This window comes from Siccibacter colletis (assembly GCF_025914095.1).
GTDB lineage: Bacteria > Pseudomonadota > Gammaproteobacteria > Enterobacterales > Enterobacteriaceae > Siccibacter > Siccibacter colletis.
In genome coordinates this window covers 2544666-2567115 of the sequence record NZ_CP074352.1, presented here as the reverse complement: position 1 = coordinate 2567115, position 22450 = coordinate 2544666, and the positions used below count along the sequence as shown (strand labels likewise).

Annotated in this window: 18 protein-coding genes and 2 pseudogenes; all 20 read left to right on the top strand. The window is 58.0% G+C overall.

Features of this window, described 5'->3' with window-relative positions; genetic code table 11:
- The first annotated feature begins 71 nt into the window (after nucleotides 1-71).
- The 20 genes and pseudogenes from KFZ77_RS12470 (at nucleotide 72) to tssH (ending at nucleotide 22449) form a co-directional block, all read left to right on the top strand.
- Entirely contained in the window at nucleotides 72-986 is a 915-nt protein-coding gene (locus tag KFZ77_RS12470; RefSeq protein ID WP_264384372.1) for a DUF4123 domain-containing protein, read from the top strand.
- A gap of 17 nt (nucleotides 987-1003) precedes the next feature.
- Nucleotides 1004-5836, top strand: a complete 4833-nt coding sequence (locus tag KFZ77_RS12465; RefSeq protein ID WP_264384371.1) for an RHS repeat-associated core domain-containing protein — start codon at nucleotides 1004-1006, stop codon at nucleotides 5834-5836.
- A 17-nt stretch (nucleotides 5837-5853) separates the two neighbouring features.
- The gene (locus KFZ77_RS12460; RefSeq protein WP_031520959.1) at nucleotides 5854-6201 is read left to right on the top strand and encodes a hypothetical protein; all 348 of its coding nucleotides are present in this window, start codon (nucleotides 5854-5856) and stop codon (nucleotides 6199-6201) included.
- Nucleotides 6202-6458: 257 nt separating this feature from the next.
- A complete protein-coding gene (locus KFZ77_RS12455; RefSeq protein WP_264384370.1) occupies nucleotides 6459-6758 on the top strand; it encodes an HNH/endonuclease VII fold putative polymorphic toxin in 300 nt (99 codons plus the stop codon).
- 10 nt (nucleotides 6759-6768) lie between these two features.
- Entirely contained in the window at nucleotides 6769-7146 is a 378-nt protein-coding gene (locus KFZ77_RS12450; protein WP_264384369.1) for an immunity 50 family protein, read from the top strand.
- A gap of 67 nt (nucleotides 7147-7213) precedes the next feature.
- A pseudogene (locus tag KFZ77_RS12445) lies at nucleotides 7214-7900 on the top strand (RHS repeat domain-containing protein); the annotation flags it as partial.
- Nucleotides 7901-7921: 21 nt separating this feature from the next.
- Nucleotides 7922-7978, top strand: a pseudogene (locus tag KFZ77_RS19755) (hypothetical protein); the annotation flags it as partial.
- Between the two features lie 54 nt (nucleotides 7979-8032).
- A complete protein-coding gene (locus KFZ77_RS12440; protein WP_236633823.1) occupies nucleotides 8033-8470 on the top strand; it encodes an ankyrin repeat domain-containing protein in 438 nt (145 codons plus the stop codon).
- A 67-nt stretch (nucleotides 8471-8537) separates the two neighbouring features.
- Nucleotides 8538-9497, top strand: a complete 960-nt coding sequence (locus KFZ77_RS12435) for a DKNYY domain-containing protein (protein WP_264384368.1) — start codon at nucleotides 8538-8540, stop codon at nucleotides 9495-9497.
- A gap of 31 nt (nucleotides 9498-9528) precedes the next feature.
- The gene (locus KFZ77_RS12430; protein ID WP_264384367.1) at nucleotides 9529-9933 is read left to right on the top strand and encodes a hypothetical protein; all 405 of its coding nucleotides are present in this window, start codon (nucleotides 9529-9531) and stop codon (nucleotides 9931-9933) included.
- An 861-nt stretch (nucleotides 9934-10794) separates the two neighbouring features.
- Nucleotides 10795-11298, top strand: coding sequence for a type VI secretion system contractile sheath small subunit (tssB, locus tag KFZ77_RS12425; protein WP_031520984.1), 504 nt, complete (start codon nucleotides 10795-10797; stop codon nucleotides 11296-11298).
- A gap of 29 nt (nucleotides 11299-11327) precedes the next feature.
- The gene (gene tssC / locus KFZ77_RS12420; protein WP_031520986.1) at nucleotides 11328-12806 is read left to right on the top strand and encodes a type VI secretion system contractile sheath large subunit; all 1479 of its coding nucleotides are present in this window, start codon (nucleotides 11328-11330) and stop codon (nucleotides 12804-12806) included.
- A 5-nt stretch (nucleotides 12807-12811) separates the two neighbouring features.
- Nucleotides 12812-13243, top strand: coding sequence for a type VI secretion system baseplate subunit TssE (gene tssE, locus KFZ77_RS12415; RefSeq protein ID WP_031520987.1), 432 nt, complete (start codon nucleotides 12812-12814; stop codon nucleotides 13241-13243).
- A gap of 2 nt (nucleotides 13244-13245) precedes the next feature.
- Nucleotides 13246-15012 carry a type VI secretion system baseplate subunit TssF gene (tssF, locus tag KFZ77_RS12410; protein WP_031520989.1) on the top strand — a complete coding sequence of 589 codons (1767 nt, stop codon included), beginning with the start codon at nucleotides 13246-13248 and terminating at the stop codon, nucleotides 15010-15012.
- Complete coding sequence (gene tssG / locus KFZ77_RS12405; RefSeq protein WP_031520991.1) at nucleotides 14976-15974, top strand: type VI secretion system baseplate subunit TssG; 999 nt, start codon at nucleotides 14976-14978, stop codon at nucleotides 15972-15974. The genes tssF and tssG overlap by 37 nt, the downstream gene beginning before the upstream one ends.
- Nucleotides 15975-15976: 2 nt before the next feature.
- Entirely contained in the window at nucleotides 15977-17197 is a 1221-nt protein-coding gene (gene tagH / locus KFZ77_RS12400; protein ID WP_031520993.1) for a type VI secretion system-associated FHA domain protein TagH, read from the top strand.
- Nucleotides 17197-17712, top strand: a complete 516-nt coding sequence (gene tssJ / locus KFZ77_RS12395) for a type VI secretion system lipoprotein TssJ (protein ID WP_264384366.1) — start codon at nucleotides 17197-17199, stop codon at nucleotides 17710-17712. The genes tagH and tssJ overlap by 1 nt, the downstream gene beginning before the upstream one ends.
- Nucleotides 17713-17714: 2 nt before the next feature.
- Nucleotides 17715-19052, top strand: a complete 1338-nt coding sequence (gene tssK, locus KFZ77_RS12390) for a type VI secretion system baseplate subunit TssK (protein ID WP_264384365.1) — start codon at nucleotides 17715-17717, stop codon at nucleotides 19050-19052.
- A 15-nt stretch (nucleotides 19053-19067) separates the two neighbouring features.
- Nucleotides 19068-19844, top strand: a complete 777-nt coding sequence (icmH, locus tag KFZ77_RS12385; protein WP_031520999.1) for a type IVB secretion system protein IcmH/DotU — start codon at nucleotides 19068-19070, stop codon at nucleotides 19842-19844.
- A gap of 10 nt (nucleotides 19845-19854) precedes the next feature.
- Complete coding sequence (gene tssH / locus KFZ77_RS12380) at nucleotides 19855-22449, top strand: type VI secretion system ATPase TssH (protein WP_264384364.1); 2595 nt, start codon at nucleotides 19855-19857, stop codon at nucleotides 22447-22449.
- Nucleotide 22450: the final 1 nt, after the last annotated feature.

Sequence of the window (22450 nt, the reverse complement as noted above, 5' to 3'; positions counted from 1 at the left end):
TTCTTAACTTCATCATTTAAAAATAATCACACCCGGCAGGACGCCGGATATTTATTTTACGGAGATAACCCGTGAATACTTCACACGCATTTCTGTTACACAGCACATGCTCACAGGCGCAGTGGCTGGAAAAACTTGCTCAGGGTGGCTGCTTCCTTATTGCCGAAGCCGCCATAAATAGCGCGGTTCCCGGCGTGGCGGAACGCTGGGGCGGGAGCCTGGAGCAAACCCGCCTCTACTGGGGTGAAGCCGGCCGCGTTCATGCATCGATCTCCCCGTACTGCTTCCCGGTTAATCCAGAAAACTGGGATGCGGTGCGCGAACAACTGCTGACGCAGCACGGCTGGGGGATTGGGATCCAGCTCGACTGGTTTATGCGCGCCATGCCGCCCGTTGAACAGCTTAAGTCACTGCAGAAGCATCTGCGCGAATGGAATACGGTGGTTACGCCTTCCGGTGAGAATGCCATTTTGCGCGTCGGCGACTGGCGCGTGGTAAAGCCGCTGCTGGAGGCCAGTACCGCCCCGGAGGCCTCCGCTTTTTATGGTCCGATCGGGTCGTTCTGGCAGCTCACACCGGAAGGCGGTGCGGAAACCCTGACCTTAACGCAGCGTGAAAAGGTTGCCGCCACGCCGCCGCCGCGCACGCTCAGCGCTGCGCAGTGGCTGGCGCTGCTGGGTCCGTCTGAACTGGACGTGTATCAGCGCTACATGGCGCATCTGCGGGAATATCACGGACGCTGGCGGGATACGGATGACGATTCACTGCTGGCGTTTACGCAGCAGCAGAGCGAGGCAGCCCAGCTGCACGGGTTCAACAGCGAGCGCGACATTGTGCGTTATCTGGCACTGGCATCTGAGCTGGAGCCGTCGTTTATCGAGGCAGAGTGGGCGCAGCCTGTTCTGAGTCAGCCGGAATATATCGGTACGCAAAATCGCATGGATCGGTTGTTTGAGAAAGCGATTCAACACCTGGAAAATGCCTGAACGGAAAGGGATGTCACATGAGCGAGAACAAATCCGCCACGCTGGTTGAAAGCAACAAGGCCATCGAGCAAAAATTTAACACCGATAACAAAATCTCCGGCGGCTGCACCAAATGCGGCTGCGAAGTGCTGATCTATTACCACTACGATTCCGGCAAACCGGTACCCAATGCGCCCTTTGTTCTGACCGACAGCAAGGAAACCAAAATCGTGGGTAAAACGGATGCCAACGGCCTCTGTTTTATTCATGACATGGGCTGCGGTCCCTTCGAGATGCTGATGGAGGAGGGGTCTGACGATTTTAACCCGAAGCAGACGGTCGCTAATAATCCGGTGCTTCAGGCCAACCCGGACTATGCCCGTATTGCCGGGGAGTACTTCACGCTGTTTCTGATCCTGCGTAAGCAGGGGCTGATTGAATATGACGCCGATGACAGTAGCGACAACGAGGTCGACGTTGATGAGAGCGGCATGTTCGGTAATCTGTTTACTTCAATACCCGAGCAGTACCGCAAAGCCTATGCGCGATTCTGGGAGCTTGACCGCAAGATCAACCGCGGGAGCCCGGAATTACGGCGCGCGATAAATAAAATCCATCATAGCCTGGCGGCGGAAGTGGCAGACAAAGGCAACGATAACGCCGCGCTGCTGCTGTTCTGCGAGATTGCTCTCGGATTTATTCCGGTGGTGGGCCAGGCGATGGACGTTTACGCCATTGGCGAGTGGGGCTACCGCTCCTGGGAAACCCCGGCGCTACTGAGCGACAACATGCACATTGCCGAAGGTGCACTGTGCGTCATCGGCGTGATCCCAGGCCTGGGTGATGCGCTCAAAGTGGCCGGACGCGCCATTATCAAAGCGCTGCGCAATTCCGATGCCAAATCAATTCAGTTCGCGATCAAAACCATCCGTAACCTTTCAGACGGTAACCTGATTAAAGGCTTAACCAACATGCGCGGCTGCATTCGCGACTACGGTGCGAAGGCGAAAAAGCTGCTGCAGGAGATCCATGCTGCGCTGGTAAAAGTGATTGCCGAGTCGGCAGCGAAGGGCAACTGGATCGTGTCGATGATGAAAGAGAGCTTCGACGCCATGGTGAAGGCGATGGGCGATCTGATTAAAAAATTCGACCAGGCCCTGACGGATATCGACAGCAAGTTTAATGAGTTCATCGGGAAAGTGATTACCCGGCTGAATGACAGCTCCAGAACCAAAGGCAGCTATAAACTCAAGGACGCGGACGGTAAACCGCTGGCGATGGCACCAAAAAATGCCGGGAGGAATGCGGACGAGGCAGCAGACAACACCGCGGCGAAACATCAGGCCGATGAACAGAACGCGAAAAGTGAACAGTGCCCCACCAAATGCGATAAAGAGGGGGAACCGGTGGATATGGCCACCGGCGCGGTGGTCGACTGGCGTACCGATTTTGCCCTTAGCGGCCTGCTGCCGCTGGCAATGAAACGCTACTACCGTTCTGCGGGGGAGCGTCATCCAGGCTTGCTGGGCCGGCTGTGGCGCAGCAACTGGGACATCAACCTGACGCTGGAAGACGGTCTTGTCAGGCTGATGGACGGCGAGTTCAACCAGGTCTGGTTTGCGCTGCCAAACGAAGGGGAAGTCCTCAAAGCGGCGTCGAACCCGGTGTGGCGTCTGGCACGCGTCAACGGCGTGCTGACGCTGAGCCACCTCGACGGAATGCGCTATCAGTTCGAACATGCGCTCGGGAACCAGCTCTGCCTGACGAGCATGGCAGACCGGGCGGGCAACCGCGCCACGTTCCTGTGGGAGCGAAGCTGGTTGCGCTGGATTGCCCTGCCCGACAGCCGCCTGATCCGCGTGGAAACCCGGGCTCATCGCATCACTGCGTTAACGCTCTGCGATGCCATTCGCCAGCCGCTAAAAAACCTGGTGCGCTATCAGTATGACGATAACGGTTATCTGCTCAGCGTGCGGGCTGATGAAGGGCATAGCTTCGATTACCGCTACTCGCCTGAAGGGTGGCTGCTGCGCTGGAACGATCTGGCGCATACCTGGGTGGAACATACCTATGACAAACAGGGGCGGGCGTTAAGCGATAATTGCGCGGGCGGCTACTGGTCCGGGCGCTTCAGCTATGACGACGCTAACCTGACAAACCACTACCGCAGCGGATTCGGCGGCGTGATCAGCTACATCCGGGATGAGCGTAATAACATTCTGGTGCGCCGCACGCCGGACGGCGGGGAAGAGAAAAGAGAGTGGCTCAATAACCAGCTGGTCGCCCACATCGATCCGCTCGGCAACCGCACCGAATTCACGCGCAACGACTGGGGCCAGATTGTTGAAGTGAAACGTCCAGACGGGGCGGTATATCGTTACGATTATGATGACGAAGGGCAACTGCTGAGCTGGACCGATCCGCTGGGTAACACCTGGTGCTACATCCGTAACGCACTGGGACTGGTGGAGTCGGCCAGCGATCCGGAAGGGCGTAGCTGGCACTATGCCTGGAATGAGCAGGGGCTACTGGCCGCCGCGACCGGGCCAGACGGCAGCGTACAGCGCTACAGTTATAATCGCCGCGGTCTGCTGGACCGGCTGGAGCCGCATCACGCGCCGCCGGCAAGCTTCTTCTATGACTCTCAGGATCGCCTGATTGAACGCCATATCGCCCATGAAACCGGCACGCAGATCCGTCGCTGGGAGTATCACGGCTCGCGCACCACGCCGGCAAAAGTCATTTATGAAGATGGCACTGCCACCCGCTTCAGCTATGACATCGAAGGTAATCTTACCTCGGTGCAGGATGCGCTCGGGCAGACGCATCTTCTGCGCTACGGGGCATTCGACAACCTGCTGGAGGCGACCGATCCGCTGGGTGCCACGGTCCGCTATCACTACAACGCCGAAGCGGAGTTCGCCGGGGTCACCAACAGCCAGGGCAGAACCTGGTCTTACCGGTTCGATACCTGCGGACGGCTGAGCGAAGAGAAGCACTACGACGGCCGCGTCTACCGCTATGAATACGACGTTGCCGGGCAACTGACCCACCGCCATGCGCCGGACGGCAGTACGCTTTTTTATCAGTACAATAAGGCAGGCCAGCTGGTACAGATTGATGCGCTGCGCGCGAATGGCGACAGCGATGGCATCACCACGTTTGACTATGATGCTGCCGGTAAGCTGATTAAAGCCGCTGGCCCGGATGCGCTGGTGGAGTACCGCTGGAGCCCGGCCGGGCATATCGTCAGCGAGACCGTGAACGGTGCGCAAGTGCGCTCCGGCTACGATGACGCCGGGCAGCGCACGGTGGTGGAGGGGCTGCCCGCGTCGCTGGGGCTGAGCTGGCAGCACGGGCGTCTGGTGACGCTGAGCATCGGTTCGCATCAGCCGCTGGCCTTCAGCCATAACCCCCAGGGGTTTGAACAGCAGCGCAGCAATGGGCAGGGGTTTGCCCTGCGGCACGAGTGGACGCCGACCGGGTTGCTGACGCGTCAGAAGCTGGAGACGGACGCCGGACAGGTCAGCGATACGCTTGAGCGCCGCTATCAGTATGATGCTCTCGACCGCCTGACCGGGATCAGCGACAGCCACTGGGGCGACCAGGCGTTTCGTCTCAACGGTACCGGGCAAATTACCGCCGAACGCCGGGATAAAAACCGGGAACGCCAGGCGCGTCTGTTTGGCTATGACAGCGAGCAGAACCTGTGCGACGTGGCGTATGTTGCACCGGGCGCGACGCGCCAGGATGCCACCACTGAAACCGCGCAGTATGACGTTGCCGGGCGCACCATCCGGCGCGGCGACAGCTGGTATCAGTACGATGACTGCGGGCGTCTGGTGATGAAGCGCCGTACTCCCGCGGGGTTCCGCCCGCAGGAGACGCGCTACGAATGGAATGTTCACGACCGGCTGGTGCGCATTCAGCTCCCGGACGGGGCGCGCTGGCGCTACCGCTACGACCCGTTCGGGCGGCGCGTGAGTAAGGTGCGCGAGGGCAACGTGCCTTCCGCGCAGTCCGTGGCCCGCATCGACTACCGCTGGGACGGTGACCAGCTGGTGGGGCAGCAGCATTATCTCGCCGACGGCAGCGCGGCCCGCCAGATTCAGTGGGTGTACGAGCCGGGAAGCTTCCGCCCGCTGGCGCAGCTGGACGCGCAGGGTGAAAGTACGCAGCTGCATTACATCATCACCGACCTCACCGGCACTGCCCGCGATCTGTGCAGTGAAGAAGGGGAAGTGCACTGGCGCGGTGAGCAGCAGCTGTGGGCCGGGCACCGCGAAGCGCGTAAGCCGCTGGCGCTGCGGCGATACCTGGGCGACGCTGCCAATGAGGAAGTGCACTGCGACCTGCGCTACCCCGGCCAGTTGTACGACGCGGAAAGCGGGTTATACTACAACCGCCATCGCTACTACGATCCGGAGGCCGGGCAGTATATCTCCCCGGACCCGATAGGGCTGATGGGTGGATTACGCCCGCAGGGATACGTGCATAACCCGCTGGAGTGGGTGGATCCGCTGGGGCTTGCTGGATGTCCTGTAAAAGCGTATGAAGTCAGTACTTATAACGACTTAAGAAATAGGTCTCAAAGCGGTGATGAGCTGGATATACATCATGCTATGCAAAAACATCCTGCTGGGCAGGTAGTGACAGGCTATGATCCGAAAACGGGACCATCAATTGCTTTACCGAGAGCGGAGCACCAGCAAATTCCTACTATGAAAGGACCTTACAGCGGCTCAGCAAGAGATTTATTGGCAAAGGATATACGGGATCTTAGAGAGTATACTAATGCACCAGCTTCATCTATAAAAGAATTAATTAAGCTCAATAAAGAAATGTATCCTGAAGCCTTTATGAAGTTTTAACAAAAAGAGACATAAGAATGAACACTGAAAGATTTATAGAAGGTATAAAAACAGTTGTAACAGAATCTTCCGTAAAAGGAGTTACATCTCTTTTGATTTCTCCACCAGGAAGAAAGCCGAAATCCGAATTATTAAAGATGTCTGAGTTTTATAACAAATGTACAGAACAAGAAAGGGAAGTAATTAAAAATATTATAAAACTTTCAGTTGACAATGGGGTGTTTGGTTTTTTGTGTGTTCTGGACGGAGTTCGAGCAATCGAAGATAATGATAGCAAAGGGCGTTTTATATTAACCTATCAGAGTGATGATGAATATGTTCTTAATCAAGAAGAAGATCTACATGAATACTACAATGCTATTTAAATGTTAATTGATATTTGATTTCGGCCAGTTGTACGCCTCGGAAGTCGGGATATTCTACAACCGCCTCGCTACTACGATCCGGAGACAGGCCATTACATCTCCCCAGACCAATATGATTGATGGGGGGATTGTGTCCGCAAAGGTATGTGCATAACTCGTTAACCTGGAACGATCCATTAGGTCTTGCTGGCTGTAGCGCTCAGTTCAAATCGAGAAATGAAGCTTTCAGAGCTGCAAAAAGAGATGCTGGTATTCCAATGAATCAACAACCAGATAGGATATTTAATCCTAAAACTGGATTTTATGGCGACCACAGTACTGTACCAATGACTGATTCCAGCAAAGATCCTATTTTCGATAGCAATGGTGATCAAATCTGGACAAGAGAATATCAGTTTACCAAAGCGGATGGCTCTAAAATTATTATACCAGATCATTCTGCTGAGCACGCCTATCCTGGCGGAGTAGGAAATCAAGGCCCTCACTTAAACGTAAGACCAATCGAGAATACGCGAACGGGTTCAGTTCCTGGTACATTTGATCATTATGAATTTTAAGGGGATAAGTATGTACTGGAATGATATTGATGGAAGTCTTTTGTTCAACAGAGTGTTTACGAATGCTATTGAAGTAAGTGAAATTGATATTTTTGAAATAAAAATAGACCGTGAAGTTGCTACCGTAATGATAATTTTTGATCTGGTAAATCAATTGCCAGATAACCCCCCGCCGAAATGGGTTAAAGGTTATAATAGATGCAGGTGTGGTATAAACTGTAGCGGCGTAAAAAATTTAAATATAGACGGTATGTCGACAGATATGTTGGCAAAGATAGAAATAGATACTAATAGTAATGAGGTTATAATAAAGGGAGATAGTATATTCTTAAATCTTGAGTGTGCACACATACAACTGATGGGTCCTTCAGTATATATCAGTCAATAAAATAAAGACGGGAAAGGAATTCAATCTTCCTGCTTTTTTCTTAACTTCTGCCGGTCGACATATAAAAGGCTACGATGAAGCCGGGCAGCGCGCGGTGGTGGAGGGGCTGCCCGCGTCGCTGGGGCTGAGCTGGCAGCACGGGCGTCTGGTGACGCTGAGCATCGGTTCGCATCAGCCGCTGGCCTTCAGCCATAACCCCCAGGGGTTTGAACAGCAGCGCAGCAATGGGCAGGGGTTTGCCCTGCGGCATGAGTGGACGCCGACCGGGTTGCTGACGCGTCAGAAGCTGGAGACGGACGCCGGGCAGGTCAGCGACACGCTGGAGCGCCGCTATCAGTATGATGCCCTCGACCGCCTGACCGGGATCAGCGACAGCCACTGGGGCGACCAGGCGTTTCGTCTCAACGGCACCGGGCAAATTACCGCCGAGCGTCGGGATAAAAACCGCGAACGCCAGGCGCGTCTGTTTGGCTACGACAGCGAGCAGAACCTGTGCGACGTGGCGTATGTTGCACCGGGCGCGACGCGCCAGGATGCCACCACTGAAACCGCGCAGTACGACGTAGCCGGGCGCATCATCCGGCGCGGCGACAGCTGGTATCAGTACGATGACTGCGGGCGTCTGGTGATGAAACGCCGTACCCCCGCGGGGTTCCGCCCGCAGGAGACGCGCTACAAGTGGAACGTTCACGACCGGCTGGTGCGCATTCAGCTCCCGGACGGGGCGCGCTGGCGCTACCGCTACGACCCGTTCAAACCGGATGGCAATGGCTATTCTCCGCTCATGCTGGCCGTCAGGTATGCGTCACTTCCCGTAGTACATACATTACTGAAGCATGCTGATGCGAGCCAACTTCTGTCGTTTATCAGTAATGACGGTAGCACTATGTTGCATGCAGTGTGCCTGCGCGAGGATCGCACCACCGCAGAGAAACTATTCCGCATACTTGAGATAAAGTTTGCCCCTGCCTGGAAAACGAACGAACACGGCATAACGCCACTACACTATGCGGCGTGGAAAGGCCATGTCGGGATCGTTGACGGCTGCTGCAAGCGTGGCGTGGATGTCAATACAGCGGATAGCAGCGGCAACACGGCGCTCCACACGGCCATAATGTTTGATACTGGCGCTACCAGCGAAGCGGATGTGCTCAACATTGTTACTACTCTGATTACCGCCGGGGCCGATCCGTCAGCCGTCAATGCGCAGGGCGAGACGGCGCTGTCGCTGGCTGCCCAGCGTAACTTACCCAGCGTAACTGCATTCATCACCCGAATTACCACAGCGCTACCTCCACATCACACCACCACGCTGCTGTCGTGATTTTTACACCTTTATTTTCATTGCCGGTCCTGGGCCGGCTCTATCTGTCAATTGACAAGGAATCACCATGAAACACCATTCGCTCACTTTAGCGCTCATCGCCTGCAGCGCGACTTTCGCCTGTTCACAGCAAGCACTCGCCGCCAGCGGTGTTACCGCCCCGTGGAAAACCATCGACGGCAAAGTGGTCTTTCAGCCAAATGAAAACACCCCACCGCAGCCGTTGACCGGGGCCGATGCGAATGCCTTTGCCGCCATCTATACCGGTGGCGATACCAATATTGCGCAGTCGCAGGGCCATTTTTACTGTAACGGCCAGACGTTGCCGAAGGGGTTCAACCCGGACAGCGCAACCGTGAATGAAAACTTCCTGTTTTCGAACGTCGGTTCCTTTGCCAGCTGTGAGAAAACCGCCGTAACGCTGGATGCGGAAACCTTCCATGCGCTGGCGTTCCCGTACTACACCGACGGCAAAACTGTGGTTACCATTAGCGGTAGTCTGGTGGAAGGGGCGGATGCGGCCAGCTTTACCGTGCTGACGCAAAACCAGGCGAAAGATAAATCGCACTATTTCTTTAACGCCGGGGAAGATGTGACGCAGCCCGTGACCAAATCTGCCCACGCCTTTGCGCCGTGCTATGGCTGGGCCGATGTCGACGGCACGCTCTATTACGAAGGGATCAAGCAGCCTCATGCCGATGGCGCAACCTTCCGCTGCTTCTCGTTCAGCAATGCGGCGGATAAACACGGCTTTTACAGCGGCGGAGGCAAAGTCCTCGCGCTATTCCCGAAAGGCGTGGTCCCTGATCAGATCCGCGCCATTGATGAAGACGTCTATACCGACGGCAAGCACGTCTGGTTCGTCTCGGTTCGCGGCATGCTGCTGGAAGGCCTTGATGCGAAACACGTTAAAGTTGACAGCGCAATGGGCGATATAGAAGTAAGCGACGGCGCCGTCACCTGGCAGTGCCCGTCAATGGGGATCGTGGGTGAGCCGCGCTGCAAAAAAGTGATGCCGGAAGCCTGAGGTTGCCACTTCAACCTTTATAAGGACGTTTATGAAAACGACGCTGTTATTCCTGCTGGCCTGTACCGCTTTCAGCGCCAGCGCCGACTGCTGGGTGGTCACCAACTTCAACGGTGAATTCACCAGCGGGCGCAACGAGTGGAAGTTCGAGCGGCTCAGTAAGCCAAACTACACCCTGCATATCGCCATCGACGGTAAAAAAGCCTCCATCACGGCGGGGCAGGGTACGCAGCAGGGCGAGCCGCGCGCGTTAACCATCCTCAGCCCGACCGCGCTCAACAGCTTTCGCAGCAACGACGGGGTAACCGAAACGGAAAACTTTGCTATCCAGAATGACAAGGTGTTTTACAGCTCGGTGATCCAGAATGTGCGTGGCACCGAAGAAGCCGGCGTGATTGTCATGGTCGGCGACGTTGCCGGCAAGTGCCAGGGCTAACCTCTTTCTACGATGTGGTGACCAGCTCACTGCATCGCCTCTTTTTTCTCCGCGTTTCCTCACACGTTCTGCATTCATTAAATTCTGCTTAAAATACGTTAATTATTACTTAATTATTGGGTGATATATCTTCGCGTTTTTTAAGTGAAATTGATCAATAAACGATCAATTTCACTGCGGTATCTTTTTTATTAGTAATAATACCGTCATGTGCATTCGCATATGATATTATCACCCCTAAGTTAAATTTATTTTACTAATGCAGATAACGACAACGCGTAACGGGATTACTTATATATTTCGTCGCGAAGAATATATCTTTACAATAAGTCAGTGAGTTTGCCTTAAGGGCGAAAATAATGCGCGAACACGTTAGTAGATATCGTTAATAACGTTATTAAGGCTAAAAAAAGTGCCCTTTTCGCTGGATTAACTGACCGGGATAGAGTAAAAATAGGTTAATTCTTACAGACTGCATAACATTTGGATGAAACGCGGCAACGGCTGGTTACGCGCATGCAGATTTGTTGAGATTCCGCTCGATCGTAAAGGGAACACGTTACAGGGAGGCAGTAGATATCAATGTCCAGACTACTAAATTTGGTAGGCCACGGCGCAATAACAAACGTAATGTAATATTCATTTTGCTGGTAACCTGTAAATAGCTATATGGCTGTTTTTTAAGGTATTTATCGCAAATTAATAAATGCCTTACAAAGCAACGCTATTGCGGTTTCAAAATATGTGCACGGCAGAAATATCGATTTAATCATCGCGTATTCGTCATGCCTGTAATTTTCCTTAGGCACATCTTTTGATCCGTGTATTCAGTCACGCATAACATGAATCTGGTGTGAGAATATGGGAAAAGGAATTGACGGAGCATCTGTAGCGCCGAAGGAACGTATTAATATTAAATACGTTCCGGCAACCGGTGGGCAGCAGGCTGAAATAGAACTGCCGCTGACCATGATGGTTATTGGCAATATGAAAGGTCGCACCGAAGAGACGCCAATTGAGGAGCGTCAGACGGTTTCCGTGGATAAAAACAACTTCACGTCGGTAATGAAAGAGGCCAATCTGGAACTCAATTTCTGCGTTCCCAACCGCCTCGAAGAAGAAAGTGAAGATGAACTTCCGGTGAAGCTGAATATTGCTTCTCTGGACGATTTCTCCCCGGACCGTATTGCTGAACAGGTTCCTGAACTGCGCAAGCTGCTCGAATTACGCGAAGCGCTGGTGGCGCTGAAAGGGCCTCTGGGAAATATCCCGGCGTTCCGTAATCGCCTGCAGGATCTGCTGGCCAGCTCCGATGCGCGTGAGCAGCTGCTCAAAGAGCTGGATCTCGTCAAACCCGCCGAATAACCACGCGGCTAACGTAAAGGGAAAAACACATGTCTACGGTTGAAGATCAACCTCTGGTAGCCGCAGCGGGCGCGTCGTCCTCACTGCTGGATGACATTATGGCGCAGGCGCGAATTACCCCTGTTGACGAAGGGTATACCATCGCGAAGCAGGGCATCGCGGCGCTGGTCTCCAATATTCTCGACAGCGGTAATGCGGCTGAGCCGGTCAACAAAGCGCTGGTCGACAGCATGATCGTTGAGCTGGACAAAAAGCTCAGCAAGCAGGTGGATGTGATCCTGCACGCGGCCGAGCTGCAGGAGCTGGAATCCTCATGGCGTTCGCTGAAGCTGCTGATCGACCGCACCGATTTCCGCGAAAACATCAAGATCCTGATGCTGCACGCCACCAAGCAGGAGCTGCTGGAAGACTTCGAGTTCGCGCCGGAAATCACCCAGTCTGGTTTCTACAAGCACGTTTACTCCACCGGCTACGGCCAGTTCGGCGGTCAGCCGATCGGCGCGGTGATTGGCGACTACGCCATGACCCAAAGCTCCCCGGACATCAAACTGATGCAGTACGTCAGTGCGGTAGGGGCGATGGCGCACGCGCCGTTCATCTCGTCCGTTGCGCCGACCTTCTTTGGCGTGGACAGCTTCGCCGACCTGCCGACCATCAAAGATCTGAAGTCCGTGTTCGAAGGCCCGACCTACACCAAATGGCGTTCGCTGCGTGAGTCAGAAGACTCCCGCTATCTCGGTCTTACCGCGCCGCGCTTCCTGGCACGTCTGCCGTATGACCCGGTTGAGAACCCGATCAAGGGCTTCAACTACAAAGAGAACATCAGCGCCAGCCACGAGCACTATCTGTGGGGCAACACCGCGTACCTGATGGGTACCGCGCTGACCGACAGCTTCGCGAAATACCGCTGGTGTCCGAATATCATCGGCCCGCAGAGCGGCGGCACCATCTCCGACCTGCCGGTTCACGTCTATGAGGCGATGGGTCAGCTGCAGGCCAAGATCCCGACCGAAGTGCTGATCACCGATCGTCGCGAATACGAAATGGCGGAAGAGGGCTTTATCACCCTGACCATGCGTAAAGACAGCGACAACGCGGCGTTCTTCTCGGCGAACTCGGTGCAGAAGCCGAAGGTGTTCCCGAACACCCGCGAAGGCAAAGAAGCGGAAACCAACTACAAGCTGGGCACGCAGCTGCCGTACATGTTCATCATCAACCGCCTGGCGCACTACATCAAAGTGCTGCAGCGCGAGCAGATCGGCTCATGGAAAGAGCGTCAGGATCTGGAGCGTGAGCTGAACGGCTGGATCAAACAGTACGTTGCCGACCAGGAAAACCCGCCGGCAGACGTGCGCAGCCGCCGTCCGCTGCGTGCCGCACAGATCAAGGTGCTGGACGTTGAGGGTGAGCCAGGCTGGTATCAGGTCGCGATCGCCGTGCGTCCGCACTTCAAATACATGGGCGCCAACTTCGAACTGTCGCTCGTTGGTCGTCTGGACAAGGAGTAACCGGCATGTCGTCTCTCTCGTCATGGGACAGAGGGAGCGCCGCCAGCCTGTTCGACAGGATCCGGGGTGAAGAACGCGTCACCTCGCCGGACGCACAGTTGACCGCTCTGATTAGCTCGGTGAAACGCCAGCTCGACAGAGTGCTCAATACCCGACCCGGCAATTGCCGCAGCGCCCCGGATCTTGGCGTCATCGATTTGAATGACGCCACGCAGGGCAGTGCCGATATTCGCAGCCGTATTCGCGAAGCCATCCGGCAGTGCATCTGCGATTACGAACCGCGCATTGTGCAGGTGGAGGTGTCGTTCTCGGACAACGTTTCCACCCCACTCGAAATGGCCTTTCGGGTGACCGCGCATGTGCGCCTCGACGAGCTGGAGCAGGTTACCTCGTTCAACGTCCATATGGACAGCCACCGCCACTACAGAATGATCTGACTATGCAGCTGGAACACTACTTCAGGGATGAACTGGCCTGGCTTCGCCTTCAGGGCCGCCAGTTTGCGCAAGCCCATCCCGAACTGACGCGCTTTTTGTCTGAGCAAACCACCGACCCGGACGTAGAGCGTCTGCTGGAAGGCTTCGCGTTTCTCACCGGCAGCCTGCGCGCAAAAATTGAAGACGAGTTCCCGGAGCTGACGCACGGGCTGCTCAACATGCTGTGGCCGAACTATCTGCGACCGGTGCCGAGCATGACCATCATGCAGTTCTCGGCGATCCCCGGCGCGCTGGCGCAACCGGCGTTTGTTGCCCGCGGCTGTCCGCTCGACAGCAAACCGCAGGATGAGGTGGTGTGTCATTTCCAGACCTGTCACGACATGTGGGTCTACCCGGCGGATATCACCGACGTCAGCGCCCAGAGCGGCAACGACGCTTCCGCCATTACCCTGGACATCGCGCTGCACAGCACGCTGCCGCTGGCCGAACTGGAGCTGAACAAGCTGCGCTTCTGGCTCGGTGGTGATAGCTGGACGGCGTATGAGCTCTATTTCTGGCTCGCCAGCAAGCTCTCCCACATTGAAGTGGAAGTGGACGGGAAACGCTTCCCGCTGCCGGCCAGTATCCTGAAAACCATTGGCTTTGACCGGGAAGATGCGCTGTTGCCCTATCCGGGTAACGTCTACTCCGGCTACCGCATTTTGCAGGAGTACTTCTGCTTCCCGGAAAGCTTCTTGTTTTTCCAGCTTGAAACCAGCGACTGGCCGCAACAGCCGCTGCCGGTGGACAGCTTTAAGCTGCATTTTTGTTTCGAAAGCCCGCTGCCGCCGGAGCTGAAGATCCGCAAGGACTCTTTCATGCTCAACTGCGTCCCGGCGATCAATCTGTTCCAGCACGAAAGCGAGCCGATCGATCTTAACGGGCGTCAGGTGGAGTACCCGCTGAAGGCCAGCTACCGCCAGGCGGACAGCTTTGAGATCTTCTCGGTGGATAAAGTCGAGGGCTGGGTGGAAGGGCAGCCGGGCCGCGCACGCGGTAAACAGCGCCTCTACCATCCGTTCGAAAGCTTCCAGCACCAGATTGAGCGCGCCAACGGGCGCCAGGCGCTCTACTACCGTATTCGCGTGCGCGAAGCGGTGAACGGGGCCGGGTTCGATCACGCGCTGTCGTTTGTGCGCGGGGATGAAACCGAAGTGGTGGGGCTGGATGAGTCGGTATCGGTCACCCTGACCTGCACCAACCGCGGACGTGCCGCCCAGCTGCTGGTGGGGGATATCTGCGTGCCCACCGGCGACTCGCCGACCTTCGCCACCTTCCGCAATATTGTGCGCCCGACGCGTCCGCTGCGCCCGGCGCTCGATGGCAGCCTGCACTGGACGCTGATCTCTAACCTGTCCCTGAACTACGTCTCGCTGCTGCGGCGCGATGCGCTGGTCCAGGTGCTGCGCACCTACGACTTCCCGACGCTCTACGACAAGCAGGCAGAACAGGCGTCGCGCAAGCGGCTGGCGGGCATTGAAGCGATTAATACCGTGCCGGTGGACAGGCTGGTGCGCGGTATGCCGGTGCGCGGCCTGAAGTCGGAGCTGTCGATTCGCCAGTCGGCGTTTGCCAGCGAAGGGGAGCTGTATCTGTTCAGCACCGTGCTGGCGCACTTCCTGTCGCTGTATGCCAGCGTGAACGCGTTTCACCTGCTGGAGGTGGTCAACCTCGATAACAAGGAGCGCTACCGATGGCCGGTGAAAGCGGGTCAGCACTCGATGATGTAATCGACCACAGGGCGCTGGCGAACTACTCCTTCTATCAGCTGGTTGAGTTGCTCAACCGCATGGAAGCCGTGGATCCGGAGCGCGGGCAGGATTTCGATCCGGTCAGCGAGCGGCTGCGGTTCAAATCCACCGCCTCGCTGGGGTTTCATCCCAGCGATATCGTCGGCATGTCGAAGGACGATGCCGGACGGCATCACCTGGAAGTGGCGTTTATGGGGCTGCACGGCAGCCAGTCGCCGATGCCGGGCTACTACCTCGACGACCTGGCCTGGGAGTATGCCCAGCAGGAGCCGAAGCTCGGGCTGTTTCTCGACTTTTTCCACCACCGCCTGCTGACGCTGCTGCACCGGGTATGGCGCAAATACCGCTATCACGTGCGCTTTCAGGATAACGGCGAAGACGGCTTTTCGCGCCTGATGTTTGCCCTGGTGGGGCTGGGCAACGATGCGGTGCGCGAGAGCCTGCCGGTAAACCGCGCCAAGATGCTCTCCTACGCCGGGATGCTGGCCAGCCCCAGCCGCTCCCCGGAAGTGGTGGCCGGACTGGTGATGCACTGTTTTGACCTTGAGAGCGTCGAGGTTGAGGTGTGGCAGGCGCGCAAGGTGCCGGTGTGCGAAGAGCAGCAGAACCGCCTCGGCCGCGCCAACAGCCGGCTCGGGGACGACTTCGTCATCGGCGAAAAGGTCAGCGACTGCGCCGGTAAGTTTCTGCTGAAGATTAACAACCTGAGCTTTAGCGATTTCCTCAGGTTTCTGCCCAACGGCGATCAGTTTGAACCGCTGGTGCGCTTTGTTTCATTCATTCTGCGCGACCAGCTGGCGTGGGATTTACGCCTCGGTTTTGGCCTTGAGCAGGCCAGCGGGATGCGCCTCGGTGATGCGCGTTACGCCAGCCTGGGATGGAGTAGTTTTCTCGGTAACCCGCCGGCCGACCCGTGGGTAACGATTTGTGTACAGGAGTAAGTGTGAGCGACGGTAATCAGCAACTTTCGCTGTTGGTGCTTAACAGCGAGCAACTGGAAGGGAATACACAGGTTCAGCATCACTTCGGGCCGGAAGGCGGCTCGCTCGGTGCGGCGGATCGCGACGACTGGCAGCTCAAAGAGCGTCTCGGCGCGGTGCAGCCGGAGCACGCGCGCATTGAGATGGTGGATGGCCGTTTTTGCCTGTGCGATCTCAGCGGCCAGACCTACATCAATCAGGCCACCTCGCCGGTGGGCCGCAACCGCCGCGTGGCGCTGACCCAGGGGGACGAGCTGCTGATTGGCCCGTTCCGCATTCGGGTGTTTATCGGTGCCGTGCAGGTGGAGCCGCAGCTGGATCAGATCATCGGCAACCGCCGCGACAACGATATTGACGACTGGCTGGGCGACGAGTTTACCGGTTTTACCGCTCCGGCAGAGGACCGTCCGGGTCACGACAAACACAGCGATCCGCTCTGGGTACTGCAGCAGGAGCGCAACAGCGCCGCGGCCATGCTCAACGGCAGCGCGAGCGTGCCGGACATGATGCCGCAACGTAATCCGCTTTCGGGAATTGAGGACAAGATGGATCAGGAATTTATCGAACTCCCTGACGTTCAGGGTTACAGCAGTGATTTCAACAGCGCCGCTGGCGTATCGCTGGCCCCGCTGATGCGCGGCCTCGGGCAGACGCTGGCGCTGCGGGACGGCCAGCAGAGCCAGGAGATGCTGCACGAGATGGGCAAAACCCTGCGTGCCACGCTGGAAGGGCTGCTGACGCTGCAGGCCGAGCAGGCGGCGCTGGCGGATAAGCTGCTGCGTCCGATCGAAGATAACCCGCTGCGCCTCGGGCTCAGCTATGACGACACCCTGGCGCTGCTGTTCGCCGAAACCAAAAGCCCGGTGCATCTCTCAGCCCCGGCGGCGGTGGCGGAAGTGCTGCGCAATATTCGCGTGCATCACATCGCCAATCAGCAGGCCATTGGTGCGGCGCTTAACAGCATGGTGCAGGCGTTCTCGCCGGACGTGCTGCTCAAGCGCTTCAGCCACTACCGCCGCGGCGGGGAGGAGGTGCCGATGCACGACGGATGGGCGTGGGAGATGTACGAGCATTACTTCCAGGAGCTGACGTCAAGCCGTCAGCAGGGGTTCCAGCGACTGTTCCAGCAGGTGTATGCCCAGGCATATGACCGTGCGGTGCGTGAGCAGCAGGAGCAAGCATAATGCTGAAACCGGCACTGGTTTTTCTGGTGGCGTTAACCCTGGGCGGCTGTACCACCCTCGGCAAAATGGCGGATGTCGCCATGGATCCTGATATTCAGGTGGGCAGCAACAACGATCAGCCCTCCACCGTGGCCTTCAGCATGGTCGCCGAACCGGACATGAACCCCAACGAGAGCGGCGACGCGGCTCCGCTGGAGTTCCAGATCGTGATGCTGTCTGAAGACTCCCGCCTGCTAGCCACCGACTTCGATCAGGTCACCACCGACATCGAAGCGGCGCTGGCAAAAAACTATATCGACCACCAGGACTACACCCTGCTGCCGGGCCAGTTCAAATACCTGCCGCCGGTGAAGCTGGATGAGAAAGTGCGCTACATCGGCGTCATCGCCCGCTACGCCGACCCCGACAGCGCGGAGTGGCGCAAGGTTATTAAAGTGAAAAACACCGGCCATGCTTACCAGATCCTGGTGCACCTGCGCCTGGATGAAGTCGAATTACAGCAAGAAGAAGAATAACGATGTCTATTCGAAACCGTGTTATCTGGCGTGAAGGGCTGTTTATTAAGCCTCAGCACTTTCAACAGCAGCAGCGCCACACCGATTACGCGCTCCACGCCCGACTGAGCGCGGTGAGTGACTACTACTACGGCCTGCAGAGCTTGACCATCAACGAAGAGTATCTCAACTTCGGGCGCATCGCGCTGGTGAGCGCCACCGGCGTGATGCCGGACGGTACGGTGTTCAACGTGCCCGGCGACGACGCGCTGCCGCAGCCGCTTGAGATCACCGACGCCTCGGTCACCAATCAGAAAGTCTATCTGGCTATTCCACTGGCGGTAAGCGGCGTGCGGGAAGTGAGCGATGAAGGCCAGCAGGTCTCTTCCCGCCTCGCGGCGCACCGCTATGACGTGCGCGATCTGCACAGCGACGGCGGAGATGTGGTGTCGCTGGACGTGGGCCGCGTCAGCCTGCGCCTGATGCTGGAGCGCGACGACCGCAGCGCCTACGCCTCGATGGCTATCGCCTGTATTCAGGACAAACGCCCTGACGGTGGCCTGATCCTCGACCCGACCTTTATGCCGTGCAGCGCCAGCGTGGCGGCGATCCCGGTGCTGAAACGCTTTCTCGGCGAGTCTGCCGGGCTGGTGGCCGAACGCGCCCGCAGTCTGTCGCAGCGCATTGCCGCGCCGGGCCAGCAGGGGGTGGCTGACGTTGCCGAATTCATGATGCTGCAATTGCTCAACCGCGTGCAGCCGCAGCTTTCACACCTGGCGCGTCTCGGCACGCTGCACCCGGAGCGCCTGCACGAAGCGCTGGTGAGCTTCTGCGGCGAGCTGATGACCTTTACCGACGAGTCGCGCCTGCCGCCGGAGTTTCCGGCCTACCGCCACGACGACCAGCGCGTCAGCTTCGAACCGGTGATGCAGGCGCTGCGTCAGGCGCTCAGCACCGTGCTGTCGCCGCGCGCCGTGTCGCTCCAGCTGCGTAAACACCCGTACGGCATCGTCATGGCGATCGTCGGCGACAGCGAGCTGATGAACAGCGCCGAATTTATCCTCGCAGTGCGCGCCCGGATGCCACAGGAGCAGCTGCGCAAACAGCTGCTGCAGCAGACCAAAGTCGCCTCCAGCGAGAAGATCCGCGAGCTTATCAGCCTGCAGCTGCCGGGCGTTCCGCTGCTGCCGCTGCCAGTGGCCCCGCGTCAGCTGCCGTATCACGCCGGCTACAGCTACTTCCAGCTCGATCGTCAGAGCCCGGCCTGGCAGATGCTGGTGATCGGCAACACCCTGGCGTTCCACATCGCCGGCGAGTTCCCGGAACTGGATCTTCAGCTCTGGGCCATTCGTGGTCAGTAATCGGGAGAGGGAACGATGACCATCGAGGTACTGAAAAACGACAACCTGGGGGAGCTGCTGTTCGAGCACGCCCGCCAGATGGATATGGATTCCGACTACTGGTTCCGTATGCGCGGCCAGAGCATCAACCCGATGATCGACGCGGTCACGCCGCTGCTCGGCATGGTGGGGCGCGTGCGTCAGATGAACCAGTACACCGGCGTGCCGGATCTCTACCAGACCGTGGTGACAGAGATTCAGGCTATCGAGCAGGAGCTGTCCACGCACGGCTACGAAGCCGGGGTGATCCTCTCGTTTCGCTACATCCTCTGCACCTTTATTGATGAGGCGGTGATGAGCAAGGAGTGGGGCAGCCAGAGCGTCTGGTCGGAAAACTCGCTGCTGGCGCGCTTTCACAATGAGACCTGGGGCGGCGAAAAGGTGTTTGCCCTGCTCGATAAGTTGCAGGAGGAGCCGCAGCGCTACCGCGACATCCTGGAGTTTATCTGGCTGTGCCTGACCCTCGGCTTCCAGGGGCGTTACCGCGTGATGCCCCAGGGCCACGGCGAATTTTTAAACGTGATCCGCAAGCTGCACCGCACCCTGCGCCCGGAGCCGGTTAACGCCCCGACGGTGTTTCACCTTGACCTCGGGCAGCAGGCATCGCGCTACCGCCTGAAGCGCCAGGTGACGCTGCGCACGGTGTTTATCGGTATCTGCCTCACGCTGGCCGGGATTTTTGGCCTCTATCACTATCAACTCAGCAATCAGACCCAGGACGTACTTCGTCAGTTGGGAGAATTATTAAAATAAGGAAGACACCGTGATTCGTATTGACCTGCCGGTACTTGTTGAACGTCTGAACCCGGTATGCCGCCACATGCTTGAAGAGGCGGCGGCGCTGTGCGTTAACCATCAGGGCGCTGAGATCCGCATTGAGCATCTGCTGCTGAAAGCTATCGACACGCCGCTCTCCGACGTGCGGCTGATCCTGAACCGTGCCGGGGTGGATCTGGATGAGGCGAGGGCGCTGCTGCAACCCAACGAGCATGACAAAACCCTGAATCCGGGCTACCCGTCGTTTTCTCCGCTGCTGGTGGAGTGGCTGCAGGACAGCTGGCTACTGGCCTCCGCCCAGATGCGCCATCCCCAGCTGCGCAGCGGCGTGATGCTGCTGGTGCTGCTGATGACGCCGCACCGCTATCTCTCCACGCCGGTGACGCGCCTGCTGGCGAAGGTCAACCGCGACCTGCTTACCCAGCAGTTTGACGAGTGGGTAAAAACCTCCGCCGAAACCGAGGTGGTCAGCAGTGACACTGGCGCAAGCGCCCCGGTGGCTACCGATGCCACCCTGCTGGGCCGCTTCACCCAGAACATCACCGAGCAGGCGCGCCAGCAGCAGCTGGACCCGGTGCTGTGCCGTGACGAAGAGATCGACCTGATGATCGACATCCTCTCACGCCGCCGCAAAAACAACCCGATCATCGTCGGCGAAGCGGGCGTCGGGAAAAGCGCCCTGATTGAAGGCCTGGCGCTGCGCATCGTTGACGGCCTGGTGCCGGAAAAGCTGCAGGGCGTGGAGCTGCTGTCGCTGGATCTCGGCGCGATGCAGGCCGGTGCGGCGGTAAAAGGGGAGTTTGAGAAGCGCTTCAAGGGCGTGATGCAGGAAGTAAAAGACGCGCCGCGTCCGGTGATCCTGTTTATCGACGAAGCGCACACCCTGATTGGCGCAGGCAACCAGGCCGGCGGCCTGGATGTTTCCAACCTGATTAAACCGGCGCTGGCCCGCGGCGAGCTGCGCACTATCGCCGCCACCACCTGGAGCGAGTACAAAAAGTACGTTGAGAAAGACGCCGCCCTGTCGCGCCGTTTCCAGCAGGTGAAAGTGGGCGAGCCGAGCGCCGAACAGGCGACGGTGATCCTGCGCGGTCTGCGCACCATCTATGAAAAAGCTCACGGCGTGCTGATCGACGAAGCGGCGCTGCATGCGGCGGCCACGCTGTCGGCACGCTATATCTCCGGGCGTCAGCTGCCGGATAAAGCCATTGACGTGCTGGACACCGCCTGTGCGCGCGTTGCCATCAACCTCACCACGCCGCCGCGCGCGGTGAGCCATCTGCAAACCCGTCTGCAGCAGCGCGAGCTGGAGATCGCTCAGCTTGAGCGCCAGCGCCGCATTGGCCTTGGCGATCACGCCGAGCGTCTGACATCCCTTGAAAGCGAGCAGGAGAGCGACCGCGCAACGCTCGCTGAGCACGAAGCCCACTGGCAGCAGCAGCAGGCGCTGGTGCAGCAGATTATTGCCCTGCGCGCTGAACTGCTGAGCGACGAGCCGCCGGCAGACATTAACGCTGCCGGTGCGGAACTGAAAGCCCAGGACGCGGCGTTGGCGGAATTTGAAAAGAGCGCAGTGCGCCTGTCCGTCCACGTTGACGCCGCGCAGATTGCGGCGGTGATCGCCGAATGGACCGGGGTGCCGGTGAACCGCATTTCCCAGAGCGAGCTGGACGTGGTGACGCGTCTGCCGGACTACCTGGGCGACAGCATCAAAGGCCAGGGGCTGGCGATCGCGCATCTGCACAAGCATCTGCTCACTGCCCGCGCCGATCTGCGTCGCGCCGGTCGCCCGCTCGGGGCGTTCCTGCTGGTAGGGCCAAGCGGTGTCGGTAAAACCGAAACCGTGGTGCAGATTGCCGACCTGCTGTTTGGCGGGCGCAACTACCTCACCACCATCAACATGTCCGAATATCAGGAGAAGCACACGGTGTCGCGCCTGATCGGCTCGCCGCCGGGCTACGTCGGCTTTGGTGAGGGCGGCATTCTCACCGAAGCCATCCGCCAGAAACCGTATTCGGTGGTGCTGCTCGATGAAGTGGAGAAGGCGCACCCGGACGTGCTGAACCTGTTCTACCAGGCGTTCGACAAGGGCGAGCTGGCCGACGGGGAAGGGCGCATCATCGACTGCAAAAACGTGGTGTTCTTCCTGACCTCTAACCTCGGTTTCCAGACCATTGTCGATTACGCCGAGCGCCAGGACGTGCTGCTGGACGCGCTCTACCCGGAGCTGACCACCTTCTTCAAACCGGCGCTGCTGGCGCGTATGGAAGTGATCCCGTACCTGCCGCTGGGCCACGACACCCTGAAAGCCATCGTGCAGGGCAAACTGGCGCGTCTGGTGACGCTGCTGCAAACCCGCTTTGGTGCCAGCGTGGAGATTGACGACGCGGTGCCGGAAGAGATCCTGCGTCGTGCCAACCGCAGCGAGAACGGGGCGCGCATGCTGGAGTCGATCATCGACGGTGCGCTGTTGCCGCCGGTTTCGCTGCAGCTGTTGCAGCGCATGGCGACGGGCGAGCCGGTGTCGCGCATCACCTTCACCCTGGCTGAGGGTGAGTTTGCGTGCGGCCTGGAGGGGTGAG